General features: G+C 32.5%; 16 protein-coding genes. 9 read left to right on the plus strand and 7 right to left on the minus strand.

The genetic code is table 11. The annotated features are described in order from the left end of the window. Positions 1 to 200: 200 nt before the first annotated feature. The gene (locus tag PHR76_RS05535) at positions 201 to 1,016 is read left to right on the plus strand and encodes a 2,3,4,5-tetrahydropyridine-2,6-dicarboxylate N-succinyltransferase (RefSeq protein WP_300059389.1); all 816 of its coding nucleotides are present in this window, start codon (positions 201 to 203) and stop codon (positions 1,014 to 1,016) included. Between the two features lie 30 nt (positions 1,017 to 1,046). After that, complete coding sequence (locus PHR76_RS05540) at positions 1,047 to 2,906, plus strand: alkaline phosphatase family protein (RefSeq protein ID WP_300059390.1); 1,860 nt, start codon at positions 1,047 to 1,049, stop codon at positions 2,904 to 2,906. On the opposite strand, the gene PHR76_RS05545 is transcribed toward PHR76_RS05540, so the two are convergent. After that, positions 2,903 to 3,655, minus strand: coding sequence for a glycosyltransferase family 2 protein (locus tag PHR76_RS05545; protein ID WP_300059392.1), 753 nt, complete (start codon positions 3,653 to 3,655; stop codon positions 2,903 to 2,905). The genes PHR76_RS05540 and PHR76_RS05545 overlap by 4 nt on opposite strands. A gap of 94 nt (positions 3,656 to 3,749) precedes the next feature. On the opposite strand from PHR76_RS05545, the gene PHR76_RS05550 reads away from it, so the two are divergent. Continuing rightward, positions 3,750 to 4,811 (plus strand): glycosyltransferase family 9 protein, encoded by a 1,062-nt coding sequence (locus PHR76_RS05550; RefSeq protein ID WP_300059394.1) that lies wholly within the window; start codon positions 3,750 to 3,752, stop codon positions 4,809 to 4,811. Here the strand turns inward: PHR76_RS05550 and PHR76_RS05555 are convergent. Genes PHR76_RS05555 through PHR76_RS05570 form a run of 4 tightly spaced genes read right to left on the minus strand, consistent with a single transcriptional unit; the run spans position 4,801 to position 8,346 of the window. Further along, on the minus strand, positions 4,801 to 5,622 hold the full coding sequence (locus tag PHR76_RS05555; protein ID WP_300059396.1) for a glycosyltransferase family 2 protein: 822 nt from the start codon (positions 5,620 to 5,622) through the stop codon (positions 4,801 to 4,803). The two genes, PHR76_RS05550 and PHR76_RS05555, sit on opposite strands and share 11 nt — an antisense overlap. A 43-nt stretch (positions 5,623 to 5,665) precedes the next feature. Beyond that, complete coding sequence (locus PHR76_RS05560; RefSeq protein WP_300059398.1) at positions 5,666 to 6,427, minus strand: Kdo domain containing protein; 762 nt, start codon at positions 6,425 to 6,427, stop codon at positions 5,666 to 5,668. Between the two features lie 26 nt (positions 6,428 to 6,453). Further along, a complete protein-coding gene (locus PHR76_RS05565) occupies positions 6,454 to 7,239 on the minus strand; it encodes a glycosyltransferase family 2 protein (protein WP_300059400.1) in 786 nt (261 codons plus the stop codon). Beyond that, positions 7,240 to 8,346 (minus strand): glycosyltransferase family 4 protein, encoded by a 1,107-nt coding sequence (locus PHR76_RS05570; RefSeq protein ID WP_300059402.1) that lies wholly within the window; start codon positions 8,344 to 8,346, stop codon positions 7,240 to 7,242. Positions 8,347 to 8,393: 47 nt separating this feature from the next. Here PHR76_RS05570 and PHR76_RS05575 point away from each other — a divergent pair, with 47 nt between their 5' ends. The 5 genes from PHR76_RS05575 (at position 8,394) to PHR76_RS05595 (ending at position 12,807) form a co-directional block, all read left to right on the plus strand. After that, positions 8,394 to 8,963 carry an L-threonylcarbamoyladenylate synthase gene (locus PHR76_RS05575; RefSeq protein ID WP_300059404.1) on the plus strand — a complete coding sequence of 190 codons (570 nt, stop codon included), beginning with the start codon at positions 8,394 to 8,396 and terminating at the stop codon, positions 8,961 to 8,963. A 51-nt stretch (positions 8,964 to 9,014) separates the two neighbouring features. Then, positions 9,015 to 9,389, plus strand: coding sequence for a GxxExxY protein (locus PHR76_RS05580; RefSeq protein ID WP_300059406.1), 375 nt, complete (start codon positions 9,015 to 9,017; stop codon positions 9,387 to 9,389). A gap of 71 nt (positions 9,390 to 9,460) precedes the next feature. Further along, positions 9,461 to 10,915, plus strand: a complete 1,455-nt coding sequence (locus tag PHR76_RS05585; RefSeq protein WP_300059408.1) for an HD domain-containing protein — start codon at positions 9,461 to 9,463, stop codon at positions 10,913 to 10,915. 58 nt (positions 10,916 to 10,973) lie between these two features. Beyond that, entirely contained in the window at positions 10,974 to 11,993 is a 1,020-nt protein-coding gene (locus PHR76_RS05590; protein ID WP_300059410.1) for a COX15/CtaA family protein, read from the plus strand. A 43-nt stretch (positions 11,994 to 12,036) separates the two neighbouring features. Beyond that, positions 12,037 to 12,807, plus strand: coding sequence for a CDP-alcohol phosphatidyltransferase family protein (locus tag PHR76_RS05595; protein WP_300059412.1), 771 nt, complete (start codon positions 12,037 to 12,039; stop codon positions 12,805 to 12,807). A 53-nt stretch (positions 12,808 to 12,860) separates the two neighbouring features. Here PHR76_RS05595 and PHR76_RS05600 read toward each other — a convergent pair whose 3' ends face one another. Beyond that, the gene (locus tag PHR76_RS05600; protein WP_300059414.1) at positions 12,861 to 14,564 is read right to left on the minus strand and encodes a DUF6029 family protein; all 1,704 of its coding nucleotides are present in this window, start codon (positions 14,562 to 14,564) and stop codon (positions 12,861 to 12,863) included. 2 nt (positions 14,565 to 14,566) lie between these two features. Continuing rightward, positions 14,567 to 15,049, minus strand: a complete 483-nt coding sequence (locus tag PHR76_RS05605) for a TlpA disulfide reductase family protein (RefSeq protein WP_300059416.1) — start codon at positions 15,047 to 15,049, stop codon at positions 14,567 to 14,569. 201 nt (positions 15,050 to 15,250) lie between these two features. On the opposite strand from PHR76_RS05605, the gene PHR76_RS05610 reads away from it, so the two are divergent. Continuing rightward, entirely contained in the window at positions 15,251 to 16,963 is a 1,713-nt protein-coding gene (locus PHR76_RS05610; protein WP_300059418.1) for an Omp28-related outer membrane protein, read from the plus strand. The last annotated feature ends 22 nt before the right edge of the window (positions 16,964 to 16,985 follow it).

Below are 16,985 nucleotides of genomic sequence, written 5' to 3' on the forward strand. Positions count from 1 at the left end.
GAGCAATTGAGATTTTTTTGATGCCTGATTTTGAAAATTGACAAAAAAATAAAATCAAACAACTGATTTTCAGTTAAATAAAAAACAAAAAAGTTCGATTTTAATTTTTATCGGACATTAATGATTGTAAAACTATCTTTCAAAAATCAAACCATTCTTTATTGATAAAAGATTTATATTTGTTACAAAATTTAAAAATCATGAATGACATTCAACTAATCATTGAAAAAGCTTGGGAAAATCGAACTTTACTTCAAGAAGAAAATACAATATCAACAATTAGAAAAGTGATTGATTTATTAGATAACGGAAAACTTCGCGTTGCAGAACCAACAGAAAATGGTTGGCACGTGAACGAATGGGTCAAAAAAGCGGTTGTCATGTATTTCCCAATTCAAAAAATGGAAACATGGGAAACGGGCATTTTTGAATACCATGACAAAATGGAATTAAAGCGAAACTATGCCGAAAAAGGCGTACGTGTAGTTCCTCCTGCCGTTGCTCGTTATGGAGCCTATATTTCAAAAGGGGTAATTATGATGCCGAGTTACATCAATATCGGAGCGTATGTTGATGAAGGAACTATGGTTGATACTTGGGCTACTGTGGGAAGCTGTGCTCAAATTGGAAAAAACGTTCATTTGAGTGGCGGCGTTGGTATTGGCGGCGTGTTAGAACCTTTACAAGCTGCCCCAGTCATTATAGAAGACGGTGCGTTTATTGGTTCGCGTTGTATTGTAGTAGAGGGAGTTCGCGTAGAAAAAGAGGCCGTTTTGGGTGCCAATGTCGTGTTGACTGGCTCCACAAAAATCATTGATGTTACTGGCGACGAACCTGTTGAATATAAAGGAGTTGTTCCGGCTCGTTGCGTGGTGATTCCGGGTAGTTATACTAAAAAATTTCCTGCTGGCGAATTTCAAGTACCTTGTGCTTTAATTATCGGAAAACGAAAACCATCAACCGATTTAAAAACAAGTTTGAATGATGCCTTACGGGAATATAACGTAGCAGTTTAAACAATTTTACTCATTTTAAATTAAGTCCTGTTGTATAAAAATTTAGTTGCCCTATTAATTAAACGATTGTTAATCGTCATTTTATTCTATCAAATTTGTCGTCTATTATTTTATTTTTATAATAAAGATGCATTTACTAATGTAGATAGTGCTATTTTTTTTGGTGGATTACAATTTGATTTATCAGCAATTGGGTATATTAATTTGGTTTTTATTTTAGCTCATTTAATTCCTGGGCAATTTAAATATAAACCTGGTTATCAAAAAGGATTGAAAATTGCTTTTTTTAGTGCAAACCTACTATTCATAGCCACTAATTTAGTCGATTTTGAATATTTTAAATTCACAGGTAGACGCAGTAGTTTTGGTTTGATTACGGCGAGTGGAATGGAAAATGAAATAGGTGGACTTATACTTTCATTTGTAATGGAATTTTGGTATTTGCCTGTTTTGTTACTTTTTCTAGGTTTTGTTTTTTGGAAAGGAATTGGAAATTTAAAAAAAGGAGCCCCTTCTGCATCAAAACGACAACTCCTAAAAGAATCGGTGGTCTTAATTTTTGCTTTAGCAGTTGGTTTATTAATGGGAAGAGGTGGCTTTCAAAAAAAACCAATCCGTATTGTAGATGCTGTGAGTTATAGTGGTATTGGAAATGCTGCTTTAATTTTAAATACGCCTTTTTCAATTTTAAAAACCATTGGCAAGAAGGAAACCTTAGAAAACCCGAAATTTTATGAGGAAGAAACGTTAAACGCTATTTTTAGTCCTATCTATGAAACCCATCCAAAAGATTCGATAAGCAAAAAAAATGTGGTTATTTTTATTTTAGAAAGTTTTGGCGATGAAAATATCGGAATTGGGTTTACTCCTTTTTTAGATTCATTGATTCAAAAATCCTATTACTTTAAAAATGGTTTTGCAAATGGTAAATTGTCGATAGATGCGGTACCCTCGAGCTTGTCGAGTATACCGAGTTTGATGAACAATTCGCTCATCACGTCCAGTTATTCGTTAAATGAAATTTATGGTTTACCGAAGATTTTAAAAGATAACGCCTATACTACTTCTTTTTTTCACGGAGCTTTTAACGGAAGTCAGAATTTTGATCAATATTGTAAAGTGGCAGGTTTTGACGCGTATTATGGTAAAAACGAATATGATGGCCCACCTTCTTTTGATGGAAAATGGGGTGTTTTTGACGAAGATTTTCTTCAGTATTTCAACACAAAAATAAGCAGCTTTCAACAACCTTTTTTCGCGTCATTATTTACAATTTCCTCCCATAATCCGTATACAGTTCCAGAAAAATACAAAGGAAAATTCCCAAAAGGAAAAACAAAAATTTTAGAAAGTATTGCCTATACGGATTTTGCATTAAAGCAATTTTTTGAATCGGCTAAAAAAGAAGAATGGTACAAAAACACACTTTTTGTATTTACGGCAGACCATACTTCGTCTGAACCAACTTTAGCAAAACACAAAACAAATGTGGGCAAATTTAGAATTCCAATTGTATTTTTTGACCCATCTAATTCTGATTTGATAGGTGTTTCTGATAAAAATTTCCAACAAATCGATATCATGCCTAGCGTGATTGATTATTTACAAATCAAAACGAAAATGGTGACCTACGGAAAGTCATTTTTGTCTGATAAAAATTTTGTAGTTTATTTTTTAGATAATGTTTACCACTATATTGAAGGGGATTATTACCTTGCTTTTGATGGCAAAAAAGCAATTGGTTTATATAATTTTAAAACGGATGAATTGCTTAAAAACAACTTATTAAAATTACAACCTGAAAAAGTAGCCGAAATGGAAAAATTCATTAAAGCCTATATCCAATCGTTTAACGTAAGGGTGATAGAGAATAAATTAACGGCTAATTAATTTTTATTTAGTCGTTGTAACTTGAGTAATTTGGCATATTTCATATACGAAAAAAAAGCTTGAATACTGGCAATGGTAAAGCCATCTAACCCGTTGAAAATTCCCTTTTTAAAGAAATAACATCTAATAAAAGCGACCGTTCCGTTTAGTACAGGTTTTAAGCTGTTTATTCGAATGCCTTGGTCAAAAAGTTGTTGAGCATGCCAAGTAGAATATTGGTTTTTTTTGGCTATAATTTGGTCGAGTGAGCTCCAACCATAATGTAAAATATGAACGGCAACTTTCTTTTCATTCTTGGTTAAAATTTTCTGATGAACTAAATCATCCGACGGACGAGCCGTTTCTTTATTAAAAAAACGCACTTTACTATCGGGATACCAACCTGAAAAATCAATTAATTCATCGGCTAAGAAATTTTTCACACGAAAAGAAAACGCATCAAAACCCCCTTTTAAATAGTTATTTTCTAAAATAAATTTCTTGGCATCTTTGTCTAAAAATTCATCTGCATCGAGATTCAATATCCAATTATTTTTACAAAAAGGCAATCCATGCGAACGTTGTGGTCCATCACCTAAAAATTTTTGAAGGATCACTTTAGCTCCTTTGCTTATGGCAATTTCTGCCGTTTTATCCGTACTATTGGAATCGATTACAATCACTTCATCACAGACTTCAAAAAGACCATCCAAACATTTTCCAATGTTTTTTTCTTCATTAAATGTTATTACTAAACCACTAATAGCCATATTGAAACAAATTTTGACAAAAGTAACTAAATTATTTTGTTCTCAAGTCTTCAAAATCTTTAGTAGTTATGTATTTTAGCACCAAATAATAGAAATGAAAATTTTAATCATCCAGCAAAAACGAATTGGCGATGTCTTGACCTCAACCATTTTAGCCAATAACCTAAAAGAAAAATTTCCAGATGCCGAAATTGACTATATGTGTTATGCCAATTGTGTGGATGTTTTAAAAAACAATCCTTCCATTTCAAATATCATTGTTTTAGAAGAAAAAGTTAGAAAAAATTACCTTTCATTTTTTAAATTTATTTTTAAAATTAGAGCTAAAAAATATGAGGTAGTCATTGATGCTTACAGCAAACTAGAAACCAACTTAATTACCTTATTTTCTGGTGCAAAATATAAAATCTCTTATAAAAAAGGCTATTCCGCTATTTTTTACAATTACAATATTGAACGCTTACAAAACGGAACACAATCTGAAATAGGCTTAGCAATTATTAATCGTTTACGTTTATTACAGCCACTTATTAAAGAAGAAATTACGAATTACAAACCTGTTATCTTCCTAACTGATAAAGAAAAAAACGCAGCTCAAAAACTGATAACCTCATTTCCTTTAAAATTGGACAAACCCACTTTTATGATTGGTATTTTAGGAAGCGAATGGTATAAAACATATCCGTATGCAAAAATGGCCGAACTGCTAGACTATACGGTACAAACTACGGATGCTAACTTACTTTTTAATTATATTCCGAAACAAAAAGAAGAAGCTCAAAAAATAGTAGATTTATGTAAACCAGAAACGAAAAATCGAATTTACTTTGATCTATATGCGACTGATTTACGTTCCTTTTTAGGTTTATTATCACAATGTGATGCTTTGATTGGCAACGAAGGTGGCAGTGTGAATATGGCAAAAGCATTATTTATTCCAACTTTTTCATTGTTTTCTCCATCTGTAGACAAAGAAACATGGCAAATATTTGAAGATGAAAAAAACATCTCCATTCACTTAAAAGATTTGAAACCAGAAATATATGAGGAACACGATGATAAGTTCATCAAAGAACACACTTTTAAATATTTTGACGAATATCCGATTGATCTAATTAAAGAAAAATTAAATGCCTTTTTTGTACTTATTCGCTAAGGTATTGCGAAATTCCTTTTTCGATTGTCGTGATTTTATGCTTTTTATTGTAATCTCGAATCGCATTATTTTTTTCCCACGTTTCAGTCGTTGCATACCCTCTTTTGTGGTCTAAATGCAAACAAATAGCGGCATAACGAATTTGCTTCGACAAGAGGCCAAGGTTAAAAAGGCGTTCCCCTACTTCCCTATCCAATCCTCCATATTGCATTTCTTCGTTAAAGCCATTCACAGCAAGTAAATCTTTCTTATAACAAGAAGTATTATGTCCGTTAAACGTTTTTTTGGTTGGCGTAATCCAATTCATAAAACTTGCAAAAATTCGATTGTGTGTAAGTTTTGTTAGTTTAAAACTCTTTTTTACACCATTTTTAGAAAGCCATGAAATAGAAAAACACTTTTGTTGCTCGATATCCGTAGTCGTGATTTTTTTGGAAGTTTCCATCGGCAATTTAAAATAACCGCCTGATAAAAAATAACCTTCTTCTTTGTATTTTAAATGCTGAGAAATAAAGTCTTTTCTCGGAATACAATCGCCATCAGTAAAGAGTAAATAATCTGATTTTGTTTGCAAAATGGCTTTGTTTAAAATTTTACATTTTTGAAAACCATCATCTTCTTGCCAAATATGCTGAATGGGAAAATTAAATTTTGATTGAAATTCGGCTACTACTTTTTGTGTTGCTTCGGTAGAACCATCATCTGCAATCACGACCTCAAAATCAGTTTCCGATTGCACGCTAAAACCAACTAAGACTTTACGCAACCATTCTTCTGCTTTATATGTGGTTATGATTATCGAAACTTTCATCAATGTTCTAAAAAACGGAAATTTAGTTGTTTTTTCAGAATTTCTATTTCCTAAACAAGAATTTCTTTTTTAATCTTTTTTTACGATAGAATTTAAATTGAAAATCAGCGGTGAATTTCCATAAGGTTTCAAAAATTAGTTCTTCCGATTCATTTGAAACTTTAGCATATTCATTACTCATCGTAGCCACCATTTCTTTATGTGGCGTGAGGCGAGAAAGGTTTTTCATCCGTAAATTAAAATCCATATTATCATGGAATTCCATACGATTTAAATCAACTAAAAAGAAATCATAATCGCCATGTAGGTTTTTTTTAATTAACGTATTTCCAGGCGAATGGTCTTTAAATTCAATTCCTTTTTGATGTAATAAATACGAAAATCGGGTAAATTGTCTCAAAATTTTATCGCGTTCCGGATAATCGGGTATTTCTACCAATTCGCGAAAGGTCAAATCGGCTAGTAAATGTTCACTTGCATAATAACTATCGGTTAAGCCAATCCAATCAAAATTTTCGGAAAACGCATAAGGTTGTGGCGTTCCAATTCTATTTTCAAGTAAATAAGCAGCAAATTCAAACGAACGTTTGGCTTTTGATTTTCTAAAATACCGATAAACAATTTTATTGATGAAGTTGGGTTCTTTAAACGATTTGATGTTGATTGTTTTTCCTTCTAATGGAAAAAGTTTAATCGTATTTCGTTTGCCTTTGATAAAAATTTCGCCAGAAGAATTGAAATTTTTAAAAAGCAATTCAATATTGTTTTTTAGTTTTTGAAAAGTTGGATGAATTACTAAATTCATTTTTTTTTTAGCAAAGTTACTTTAATTTATAAATATTGGCTTACTCCATGTTCACATTTCACCATTTTTTGGTTTGCAGCATCTTCTTCCATAGCTGTATTTTTAGCTACATTTTCTTTCGATTTGATGTGGTGCCAAATATGAAAAACAATTCCTGCATAACGAAGACGTTTTGCTTTAACACCCAAATTTCCTAATCGAACCGCTAAGTCACTATCTTCTTTTCCCCAACCTTCAAAATCTTCGTTATAGCCATTTATTGCGATAAAATCTGCTCGCCAATACGACACATTGCAACCTCTAAATTTTTTAGAAATCCCTTCATGAGCTTTATATAAATTAGAAAAAAACGGAATGTGTAAGGTTCTGGTTTTATTTTTAATTTGTTTTGAAAAATAGTTGAACTGAATAATTTTTTTGGTCAAAACTTGATTGACAAATCCTTCTTTAATATTTACTCGAGAACCATATAAATAAGTATTTTGCTGTTTATGAGCAAGATGGTCACTTACAAAATGACGATGTAAAATGCAATCGCCATCAACTTGAATAATATAATCTGCTATTGAGCCTGCGATGGCTTTATTTAAAATTTTTGATTTTCGAAAACCGTTGTCTTCTTGCCAAAAATGCTTTACTGGTCTATTTATTTTTTTCGAAAAAGCAGCAATGCATTCTTTTGTTTCTGTCTTTGAGCCATCATCTGCTATTAAAATCTCATCTGGTAATTGGGTTTGCTGCAAAACACTTTCCAAAACAAGTTCTAAGGCTTCGACCCAATTGTACGTTGATATCAATAAAGCTGTTTTCATTTACGATTGAATTAGTTGTTCGTATAGTGTTTTGGTTTGATTTGCAATGACATTTGAATTAAATTCTTTTTGGATTAACTCCCGAGCATTTTGACTACATTTTTGATGTAATAATTCGTTATCTAGCATTTCAATTACATGTGTTGCCAAAAGGTTAGCCTCTTTCACGGGTGCAAACAACCCGTTTTCGCCTGGTTTAATTACTTCTGGAACTACACCAACTTGTGTAGAAACTACTGGAACGCCCATTAACATGGCTTCTAAAACAGAAGTTGGCCCGCCTTCACGCTCAGATGTCATTAAAAAAACATCAAATTGTGGAACCACCGAGGAAGCTTTTTCAATTTTATTCAAAAAAAGTATATTCTTTTCTACCTTTTTTGTTTTAATCAATTCCATTAAATCTGGTGTGAGTTTTGAAAATTCACCAATTTGAACAAATAAAATATCTTTTCTATCGAATTGATTTAAAATTACCGAAACCGTTTCAATAAAGGTAGTTAAATCTTTTGCTTTGGCATGATTTCCGATATTTCCAACAAGTTTAATTTCTGCTGGGATAGAAAATTTTTCTCTGATTGAAAAGGTTGGTAATTCCTTTTGAATAGTCAATGAAACACAATCATGGATAACCGTCGTTTTTAATTTATTTTTAGAGGAAAGTATAGCACCTAAATCGCGTTGTACTGATTTTGACACACAAATAATCGAATTTAATCCACTGTAATTGTATTTTATTTTACTTAAAAAACTGCTACTTGTGCCCATTCCTTTTTTAGAAAAAACAGCTTTGGTTTTCAATCCAAAAAGTATGTCAGAAATTGTAAAAACGGTCAACGAATCACTGGTATGCAAATGAATTAGATCTGGCTTAATCTTTAGCACAACTTCTTTGAGGTAGCGATAATTCACCGCTAAATTTAATTTATGTTTTTTAGCAACAATAAACGGAATTTCAAGACGGGCACATTCAGCTTGTAAAACCGAATCTGACACCCCAAAGACACTATTTTCAACGCCTTTTTGTTGAAGTTCTGGAAACAAGTAAACCATTTGTTGCTCATTTCCTCCCCAACCTTTTGCACCTGAAATATGTAGTATTTTCATCTTTTTTATTCGTTACTTTGCAAATATAAGTTGAATTTAAAAAAGAAATGGACGAAATAAACCAAGAAATCCACCAAGCCTTTCAAGTTATTCAAAATGGTGGTATCATTCTGTATCCAACGGATACCGTTTGGGGAATTGGATGCGATGCTTCCAATGAAGAAGCGGTTAAGAAAATTTACGCCCTAAAAAAGCGGGAAGAATCTAAAAGTATGATTGTCTTACTTAACGGAGAAAAAATGATGTATTCTATCTTTAAAGATATACCCGAAGTCGCTTGGCAATTGATTGATTTTGCTGAAAAACCGACTACTTTAATTTTAGACAAACCCCGAAATGTGGCAAAAAACATCATCGCGGAGGATAACACGTTGGCCATTCGAATAGTCAAAGAACCGTTTTGTTTCAAATTAATGGAACGCATGAAAAGGCCTTTAGTTTCCACTTCGGCCAATATTTCTGGAGCTATTACCCCAAAATCATTTAAAGAAATTAGTCCAGAAATTATTAAAGGTGTAGACTATGTTGTAAATTTGCACCGCGAAAAAATTTGTAAAAATCCATCAACAATTATTAAATTGGGGTTGGATAGTAAGGTTCAAATTATTCGGAAATAAAATAACCGCAACTAAATTTATCAGCCACGAATTCACTAATAAAAAATAGTAATGACAGATATTTTATTTAAGACAGAAAGTTATAACTTAGTGGGTATTTTATTTGAAGTACATAATAATTTAGGAAGGGGTTTTTCCGAAATCGTTTACAAAGATGCTCTCGAATATGAATTTAAAAATTCATTAATCGAATTTGAAAGAGAAAAAGAGTATTCTGTAAATTACAAGAATACAATTTTAAAACATAAATTTTATGCTGATTTTGTAATAATGGACAAAATTATTTTAGAAATAAAATCATGTAAATCATTAAATGATGAACATATTTCACAATGTTTAAATTATTTAAAAGTGTCAAAAAACAAATTGGCAATTTTAGTAAATTTCAATAAAGATTCCCTCGAATATAAAAGAATTATTCTTTAATAGAATTAGTGAAAAAATAATTTTTGTTCGATTAAAATTGCTTTAGAACTAGCTATTAAATTTGTGAATTCGTGGCAAAAAACAATAAAAAAGTGATAGTAAATTACACACAAGCACTACATAATCCCATTTTCAAAATCATTTCTCAAGCAGCCCAAGAACTTAGTGTTGACTGCTACGTAATTGGCGGATTTGTTCGCGATTATTTATTAGAACGCGATTTTAAAAAAGACATTGATATTGTTGCTATTGGCAGCGGCATTGAACTTGCTCTCAAAGTTTCTGAGCTTTTACCTCATCAACCAAAAGTACAAGTTTTTAAAAATTATGGCACGGCAATGCTTCGTTATGATGATATGGATGTCGAATTTGTTGGAGCACGAAAAGAATCCTATTCCTTTGACAGCAGAAACCCACTTGTTGAAAATGGCAGCTTACAAGACGACCAAAACCGTCGTGATTTCACGATTAATGCCATGGCTTTTTCGTTAAACGATGCGAATTATGGTGAATTGGTCGACCCTTTTAACGGAGTCAAAGATTTAGAAAACAAAATTATTCGTACGCCTTTAAACGCAGACATCACCTTTTCTGACGATCCTTTACGGATGATGCGAGCTATCCGTTTTGCAACCCAATTGGATTTTACGATTGAACAAGAAGCAATTGCTTCCATTACAAAAAATTGTGAACGCATTTCAATTATTTCAGGTGAACGAATTGTAGACGAATTAAATAAAATACTGAGCACTCCTAAACCTTCAATTGGTTTTATCCTACTATACCAAACCGGATTATTAGACTTGATTCTTCCAGAATTAACGGCACTCAATCAAGTAGAAGAAATGGAAGGACATACGCACAAAAACAATTTTTATCACACGTTAGAAGTGGTGGATAATATTTGTCCGAATACCAATGATGTTTGGTTGCGATGGGCAGCCTTGTTACACGATATTGGCAAAGCACCCACTAAAAAATTTAATAAAAAACAAGGCTGGACCTTTCACGGACATGAGTTTTTGGGTGGAAAAATGGTTAAGCAACTCTTTGAACGTCTGCACCTGCCTTTAAATCATAAGATGAAATATGTGGCAAAACTTGTGATGTTGAGTTCCCGACCGATTGTATTGGCTCAAGATATCGTAACCGATTCGGCCGTGCGAAGATTATTATTTGACTCTGGTGAAGATATTGAGGATTTGATGACGTTATGCGAAGCCGATATTACCACCAAAAATCCAGGGAAATTTAAAAAATACCATCAAAATTTTAAAATCGTTCGACAAAAAATTGTAGAAGTAGAAGAACGCGATCATGTTCGCCAATTTCAACCGCCAATTTCAGGTGAAGAAATCATGCAATTATTTAATTTAAAACCTTCTAAAGAAATTGGAGTTCTAAAAGAAGCGGTCAAAGAAGCTATTTTAGAAGGAGAAATTCCGAATGAATATGAAGCAGCTTACCAATTTATTTTGAAACGTGGAGCCAAATTGGGTTTGACAGAAAATAAAGGAGTAGTTTAACTATTGTTTATTCTGAACATTTTAGAAAAGGAACGTAAATTTGCAATAAGACAAAACTATGAAAACAAACAAATCCGTCATTATTTGGCTACTTTCAGGCTGCGTACTCCTGTTTATTATGGTCGTTGTAGGTGGCATTACCCGTTTGACCAATTCGGGTTTATCAATGACCGATTGGCATTTGGTAACGGACACTTTTCCGCCCTTGAGCGAAGAAAAATGGATTGCTGCTTTTGAAGAATACAAAAAATTTCCCGAATATCAGAAAATAAATATACACAATGATTTTACGTTAAGCGACTATCAATTTATTTATTTTTGGGAATGGTTTCACCGTTTTATTGGACGGATTATCGGTATCGTATTTATTATTCCTTTTGCTTATTTTCTAATTAAAAATAAATTAGATAATTCAACTATCAAAAAATGTATAATCCTTTTATTTATGGGAGGATTTCAAGGCTTTTTAGGTTGGTTTATGGTAAAAAGCGGACTCATTGACCAGCCCGACGTGAGCCATTTTCGATTGTCATTGCATTTAACTTTTGCCTTTATCACTTTTGCCTATACGCTATGGGTGGCTTTGGATTTAATTTATCCGAATAAAACGGTAGTCATTTTACCTTTGCGAAAATTGGCTCGAATTGCGATGCTAATTTTGATTGTCCAAATCATTTATGGTGGGTTTGTAGCGGGTTTAAATGCAGGATTAATTCACAACCATTGGCCAATGATGAGCGAAGGCAAATTCATTCATGAAACCGTTTGGCTAGAGCAATCTAGTCTGTTGCTCAATTTAACCGAAGGAAAAAGTGGCGTACAATTTGTGCACCGCACTTTGGCTTACCTGGTCGTTGGATTAATGGTTTGGTTATTTATCCGAAGTAAGAAATATACTTTAACCTCATCGCAAACAAAAGGTGTAACGACCTTAGTAATCTTTGTTTTTATTCAGTTTATACTTGGAGTTTTTACCTTATTATTGCATGTTCCTTTGTGGCTCGGTTTAGTGCATCAAATCATGGCCTTCTTTTTGCTGAGTGCGATGACCTTTTCATTACATCGATTCAGTAAATAATTTATATTGACTATATTGTCACACTATCTTTAGAATAAATGAAATGTCTAAACTCGCCGAAAAAGATAAATTTTTAGATTTATCAGATTATGGTAGAACTTTTGGAAAATTTTTTGCTGCTCAATTAAAAAACACTTCATTCACTCCTATTCATGTGACTTTGCTTTTTGGTTTTACTGGGCTATTGGCTATTTTAAGTATTTTAAATGGTTATTATATTACCGCTGCTTTTTTACTTCTTCTTAAATCTGGAATTGATGCAGCAGACGGAGAATTAGCTCGGATAAAAAAAACACCGTCTTATTCAGGTCGGTATTTGGATAGTATTTTTGATATTTTTTTGAATTTTGGATTCCTAATAGCCATTTGGTATATGTCTGAAAACACTATTTGGATGACTCTTTTGGCATTTTTTGCACTTCAATTACAAGGAACTTTGTATAATTATTACTATGTTATTTTGCGAACAAAATCGGTTGGTGGCGATGCAACAAGCAAAATTTTTGAATATAAATCGCCTAAAGCATTATCTGGTGAAACTCAAAAATCAGTTGATATTTTGTTTCGCATATACATGTTAGTTTATGGCCATTTTGATAAGACAATTCACTATTTGGATAAGGAAGCATACAAAGTAAAAACTTTTCCAAATTGGTTTATGACGTTACTTTCTGTTTATGGATTGGGTTTTCAATTATTAATAATGGCTGTGATGTTAACTTTCGGCTGGATTGACTATATTATCTCTTTTTTTATTGTTTTTACTCTTTTGGTAGTTGTTTTCATCGTTATTCGGAAAAAGATTATTTCATAAAAAATCCCCATACTCAAAAGAATATAGGGAAGTTTACAATTGTTTTTTTTTTGTTAGAAGGACGTACTAATCGTTAATCCTAATCCGGTACTTTCAGGCACGAAGCGACAGACACCGCCCACACATACTAAACCACCGCGTTGACGACCGTAATTTAAGCCAATTCGAGTGGCATTGATACGATAAGCTCCACCAAAATTGTAATAATGATTTCGTTTGTCGGGATTATCGTTGCCATAATTGTACATGTCTAATAGATAGAACGAATATTTATTGTTCAAATCTACTTCCAATGTTCCGCCAAGCCAATTCTTATAATCGGCATCTGCCCACATATGTTCTCCTTCAAATCGAATGGATTTTGTATCTTGAATATTATAGATAACTTCTCCTGCAATTATATTGGCATTAACATCTGAACTTGCATCTTCAATCCATGGTTTATTATAATATTGATTAATATATACTAATCCAGAATGCCATTTTTCTGACAATTTCTTTTTAATTTCAAAATTATAATCTGAGTAATATTTTGTTCCCACACCAAAAAAGTTGGTACTATAATTACTTGGTGTTAATTGATATTCGCCAGGTAAATTGTACCATACTGACGTATTAAAAGAAAATTTTGTTCCATATTTTCCGCCTAATACAGTTTCTTTATCAAAATCATAAAACAAATCGATTTGTCCACCAGTTTCACCTGCTTTTAAAATTGTAGGCGACTTAAAGTCAACACCAACTTGAGCTTGATAAACATAAATATTGGCTAAAAGTGAATGGTGTTGTTTGGTTAATGCTGGTGCAAAATTCAAAACTTTATCATTATAATTCAAGCTTGTATTATCGCCTTCAACAGTTGGAACACGTTCAGACAAAAACAACATATTTTCAGTTCTTCGCAGAGTAGCATCTATCCCTAATCCTTGTTTAGAATAACCGAAATTAAATAAAACTGCATTTCCTGATTCAATAAAATCATTATTGAGTGTATTGCTAATTCGATCTAAAACAGCATCTTTCGACTTATAATTATATTCCAATGAAGAGTAAAAAGAATAAATAGAATAATTAACTCTTCCAGAAAAACTATTCGTTAACTCGTTAAAATTTGGCTCTGGAATATCGGTTTTTTCATATCGTCCTACATAACTCATTCCCACTGACAAATCAGCATTTTCTAATTTAAGAGCATCTGTGAGTAGAAAATCGGAATCAAAGCCATAAATTTTTCCGTCAGATAATTTAAATCCAGAGCGTTGCTGGCCATATAATGCGGTTAATTTAATCGCTGAAGAAGGTCTATACACAATTCTACCACCTAAAATAGCGGTGTTAATTCCTAAACTTCTAGCTTCCCAGGCTCTTAAAAGCATACCGCTTCCAAATTGTTCATAGAAATGTCCAGCGGTAAGATCTAATTTGCTGGTTTTATAATTTAAAAAATAAGTTCCAAGGTTTACCCCTTCGTAATTTGGATTATAATTTAGCAAGGCTTCTTTTAGATAGCCTTCGACTTGAACACCAGCAGTCCATTTATCAATTTGGTAGTTTACGAACAAGTAGCTATTTGAACGAATGGGATCTTCTGGATGAATGGTACCCATTTCTTTATCGTTTAAATACCATTGAGCATTGGATTCAAAACCACCATAAACACGACCATAATCTTTTTTAGGAAGCGAATCGTTTTCTTGGGCGTTGGAAAAGAAAAAACTAAAGAAAAAACTAAAGAGAATAATTTTTTGAGATGACATGATTATAATTCCTTTAATTTATTATATAATTCAATTTCTGCTCCTTGGCTATATCCGTTGTGGATATATACAATTTTTTGATTTTTAACCACAATGGTATAAGGCACATTGGCAATACTTAAGGCTCTTTTTAAATCTTGATTGGTATCAAGTAAGATGGTATATGTCCATTTTTTACCATTTAGAAGTGGTTTTACTCTTTTTTGAGTACGGGTGTCATCAATAGAAACAGCGACTAATTCCATACTTAATTCTGTTTTCCAAGTGTCATAAAGTTCATTGATGGCATCCAATTCATTTAAACAAGGAGCACACCAAGTAGCCCAAAAAGCAAAAACATATAACTTATCTTTCTCGTTGAAATCATTTTTAACATTGACCGTTTGGTTATTATCATTAACCAAATTAACATTAGGCATTTGTTTTTGAGCAAAAGAGAACCAAGCATTTAAAAATAGAAAAGAAAATAAAATAATTTTTTTCATGAAGAAATATATTAAAATTTTAAAAAAGTATATTTTAAAACCACGAATTATGACGCAATAATAAAAAAATAAAGTCGTATATTGATGTAGATTAAAAATAAAAAATAAAAATAACATAAAATTTAACTTATTATTTATTTAAAATGTATATTTTTGACGAATCGCTTTTAAGCTAAATAACTAACAAACAAACCACTAAGAATGAAAAAAACTTTACTATCAGCTGTATTGCTGACATTTGGGTTTGCAAATGCACAAACATTTGTGAGCACAACTCCTGAGAACAAAAAAGCAATTTTAGAAGAATTTACTGGAGTTAACTGTGTTTATTGCCCGCAAGGCCACTCTATTGCGAATTCCATTAAAAACAATGACCCAAATAATGTTTTCTTAATTAACATCCACGCAGGAGGATATGCAAATCCTTCGGCTGGACAACCTGATTTTAGAACTCCCTTTGGAACTGCCATTGCTAATCAATCTGGTTTAACGGGTTATCCTGCTGGTACGGTTAACCGAAATGTTTTTCCTGGATATAACCAAGGAGCAGTAGGAACAACTGCTATGAGTAGAAACTTTTGGTCTAATGCTGCAAATCAAATTAAACTTCAAAGTTCCTATGTGAATGTTGGTGTTCAAGGAGTAATTAATACACAAACCAATATGTTGGATGTTACTGTAGAAATTTATTATACAGGAAATAGCCCAGTGAGTACAAATAAATTAAACGTTGCTTTATTACAAAATAACACCTTAGGACCACAAAATGGTGGAAATATGGGTAATAACTACAATCACCAACACCGTTTGGTTCACATGATTACAGGACAATGGGGAACAGATGTAACCTCAACGACAAATGGTGCATTTAGCTCACAAACATTCAGTTATGCTATTCCAGCTAGTTACAATGGAATTCCAGTTGAAATTGGTGATTTAGAATTAGTTGCTTTCGTGTCTGAAACACAACAAAAAATTATCAGCGGAAATGGAGCAAAACCAACTTTTACAGGTTTACCTGCTAACGATGCTCGCATAAAAAGTATACAACCTATAATTGCGACTTGTTTAACTTCAATTGGACCTAAAGTAAGCATCCAAAACATGGGACAAACGCCATTAACCTCTTTATCGATTGATTATGCTATCAATGGTGGAACAAATAATAGCTTTGTATGGACAGGAAATTTGGGCCCCTTAGAAAGAGCAGATGTTCAATTACCTGCTGTGGCTTTTACTCCTTTAGCAACAAATACAATTGCTATTTCTATTCCAAATGATGATAATGTTTCAAACAATACTGGTACGCTAAATTTCAATAAAGCAGTTGAAACTAATAAAACTAATATTAAAATTAAAATTAGTTTAGACCAATATGGTAGTGAAACCTCATGGAATTTAAAAAATTCTGCTGGTGCAATAGTGGCTCAAAACCCAACGTATACAGATGCTGGTGGTGCAGGAACATATCCACAAGCTGATGTGAATTTAACACTTCCAAATGATTGTTATTCCTTTACCATTTCAGATGCTTATGGAGATGGGATGTGTTGTTCTTATGGAAATGGAAATTACCAAGTGTTAGCAGACGGTGTTTTATTACCTGGAATGACAGGTGGAAGCTACGGAACTGGAGAAACTAAAAATTTCGGTGTAAACACGAATTTGAGTGTATCTAATTTTGATGTTTCGGCAATCAAATTTTATCCTAATCCTACTTTTGGAGAAATCACTGTATCTTTACCAGAAATGGCAAAAGTAACTTTGACAGACTTAACTGGGAAAACTATTTTAAACACAACACTTGAAGCTGGAGATTCCACCTTAAATTTAGGTTCTCTTTCTAAAGGAATTTACCTAATCAATTTTGCAGGCGAAAGCTTTTCAAAAACCGATAAAGTCATTCTAAAATAATAATACTTTAAATTAGGTGTAT

It is taken from the genome of Flavobacterium sp., assembly GCF_028689845.1.
Lineage (GTDB): Bacteria > Bacteroidota > Bacteroidia > Flavobacteriales > Flavobacteriaceae > Flavobacterium.

Excerpts from the sequence above, each read along its gene's own strand:
- PHR76_RS05570 (WP_300059402.1), bottom strand. The coding sequence starts at position 8,346 with ATGAAAATACTACATATTTCAGGTGCAAAAGGTTGGGGAGGAAATGAG.
- PHR76_RS05545 (WP_300059392.1), bottom strand. The coding sequence starts at position 3,655 with ATGGCTATTAGTGGTTTAGTAATAACATTTAATGAAGAAAAAAACATT.
- PHR76_RS05610 (WP_300059418.1), top strand. The coding sequence starts at position 15,251 with ATGAAAAAAACTTTACTATCAGCTGTATTGCTGACATTTGGGTTTGCA.
- PHR76_RS05590 (WP_300059410.1), top strand. The coding sequence starts at position 10,974 with ATGAAAACAAACAAATCCGTCATTATTTGGCTACTTTCAGGCTGCGTA.
- PHR76_RS05600 (WP_300059414.1), bottom strand. The coding sequence starts at position 14,564 with ATGTCATCTCAAAAAATTATTCTCTTTAGTTTTTTCTTTAGTTTTTTC.
- PHR76_RS05535 (WP_300059389.1), top strand. The coding sequence starts at position 201 with ATGAATGACATTCAACTAATCATTGAAAAAGCTTGGGAAAATCGAACT.
- PHR76_RS05565 (WP_300059400.1), bottom strand. The coding sequence starts at position 7,239 with ATGAAAACAGCTTTATTGATATCAACGTACAATTGGGTCGAAGCCTTA.
- PHR76_RS05560 (WP_300059398.1), bottom strand. The coding sequence starts at position 6,427 with ATGAATTTAGTAATTCATCCAACTTTTCAAAAACTAAAAAACAATATT.
- PHR76_RS05595 (WP_300059412.1), top strand. The coding sequence starts at position 12,037 with ATGTCTAAACTCGCCGAAAAAGATAAATTTTTAGATTTATCAGATTAT.
- PHR76_RS05580 (WP_300059406.1), top strand. The coding sequence starts at position 9,015 with ATGACAGATATTTTATTTAAGACAGAAAGTTATAACTTAGTGGGTATT.
- PHR76_RS05605 (WP_300059416.1), bottom strand. The coding sequence starts at position 15,049 with ATGAAAAAAATTATTTTATTTTCTTTTCTATTTTTAAATGCTTGGTTC.
- PHR76_RS05575 (WP_300059404.1), top strand. The coding sequence starts at position 8,394 with ATGGACGAAATAAACCAAGAAATCCACCAAGCCTTTCAAGTTATTCAA.
- PHR76_RS05550 (WP_300059394.1), top strand. The coding sequence starts at position 3,750 with ATGAAAATTTTAATCATCCAGCAAAAACGAATTGGCGATGTCTTGACC.
- PHR76_RS05555 (WP_300059396.1), bottom strand. The coding sequence starts at position 5,622 with ATGAAAGTTTCGATAATCATAACCACATATAAAGCAGAAGAATGGTTG.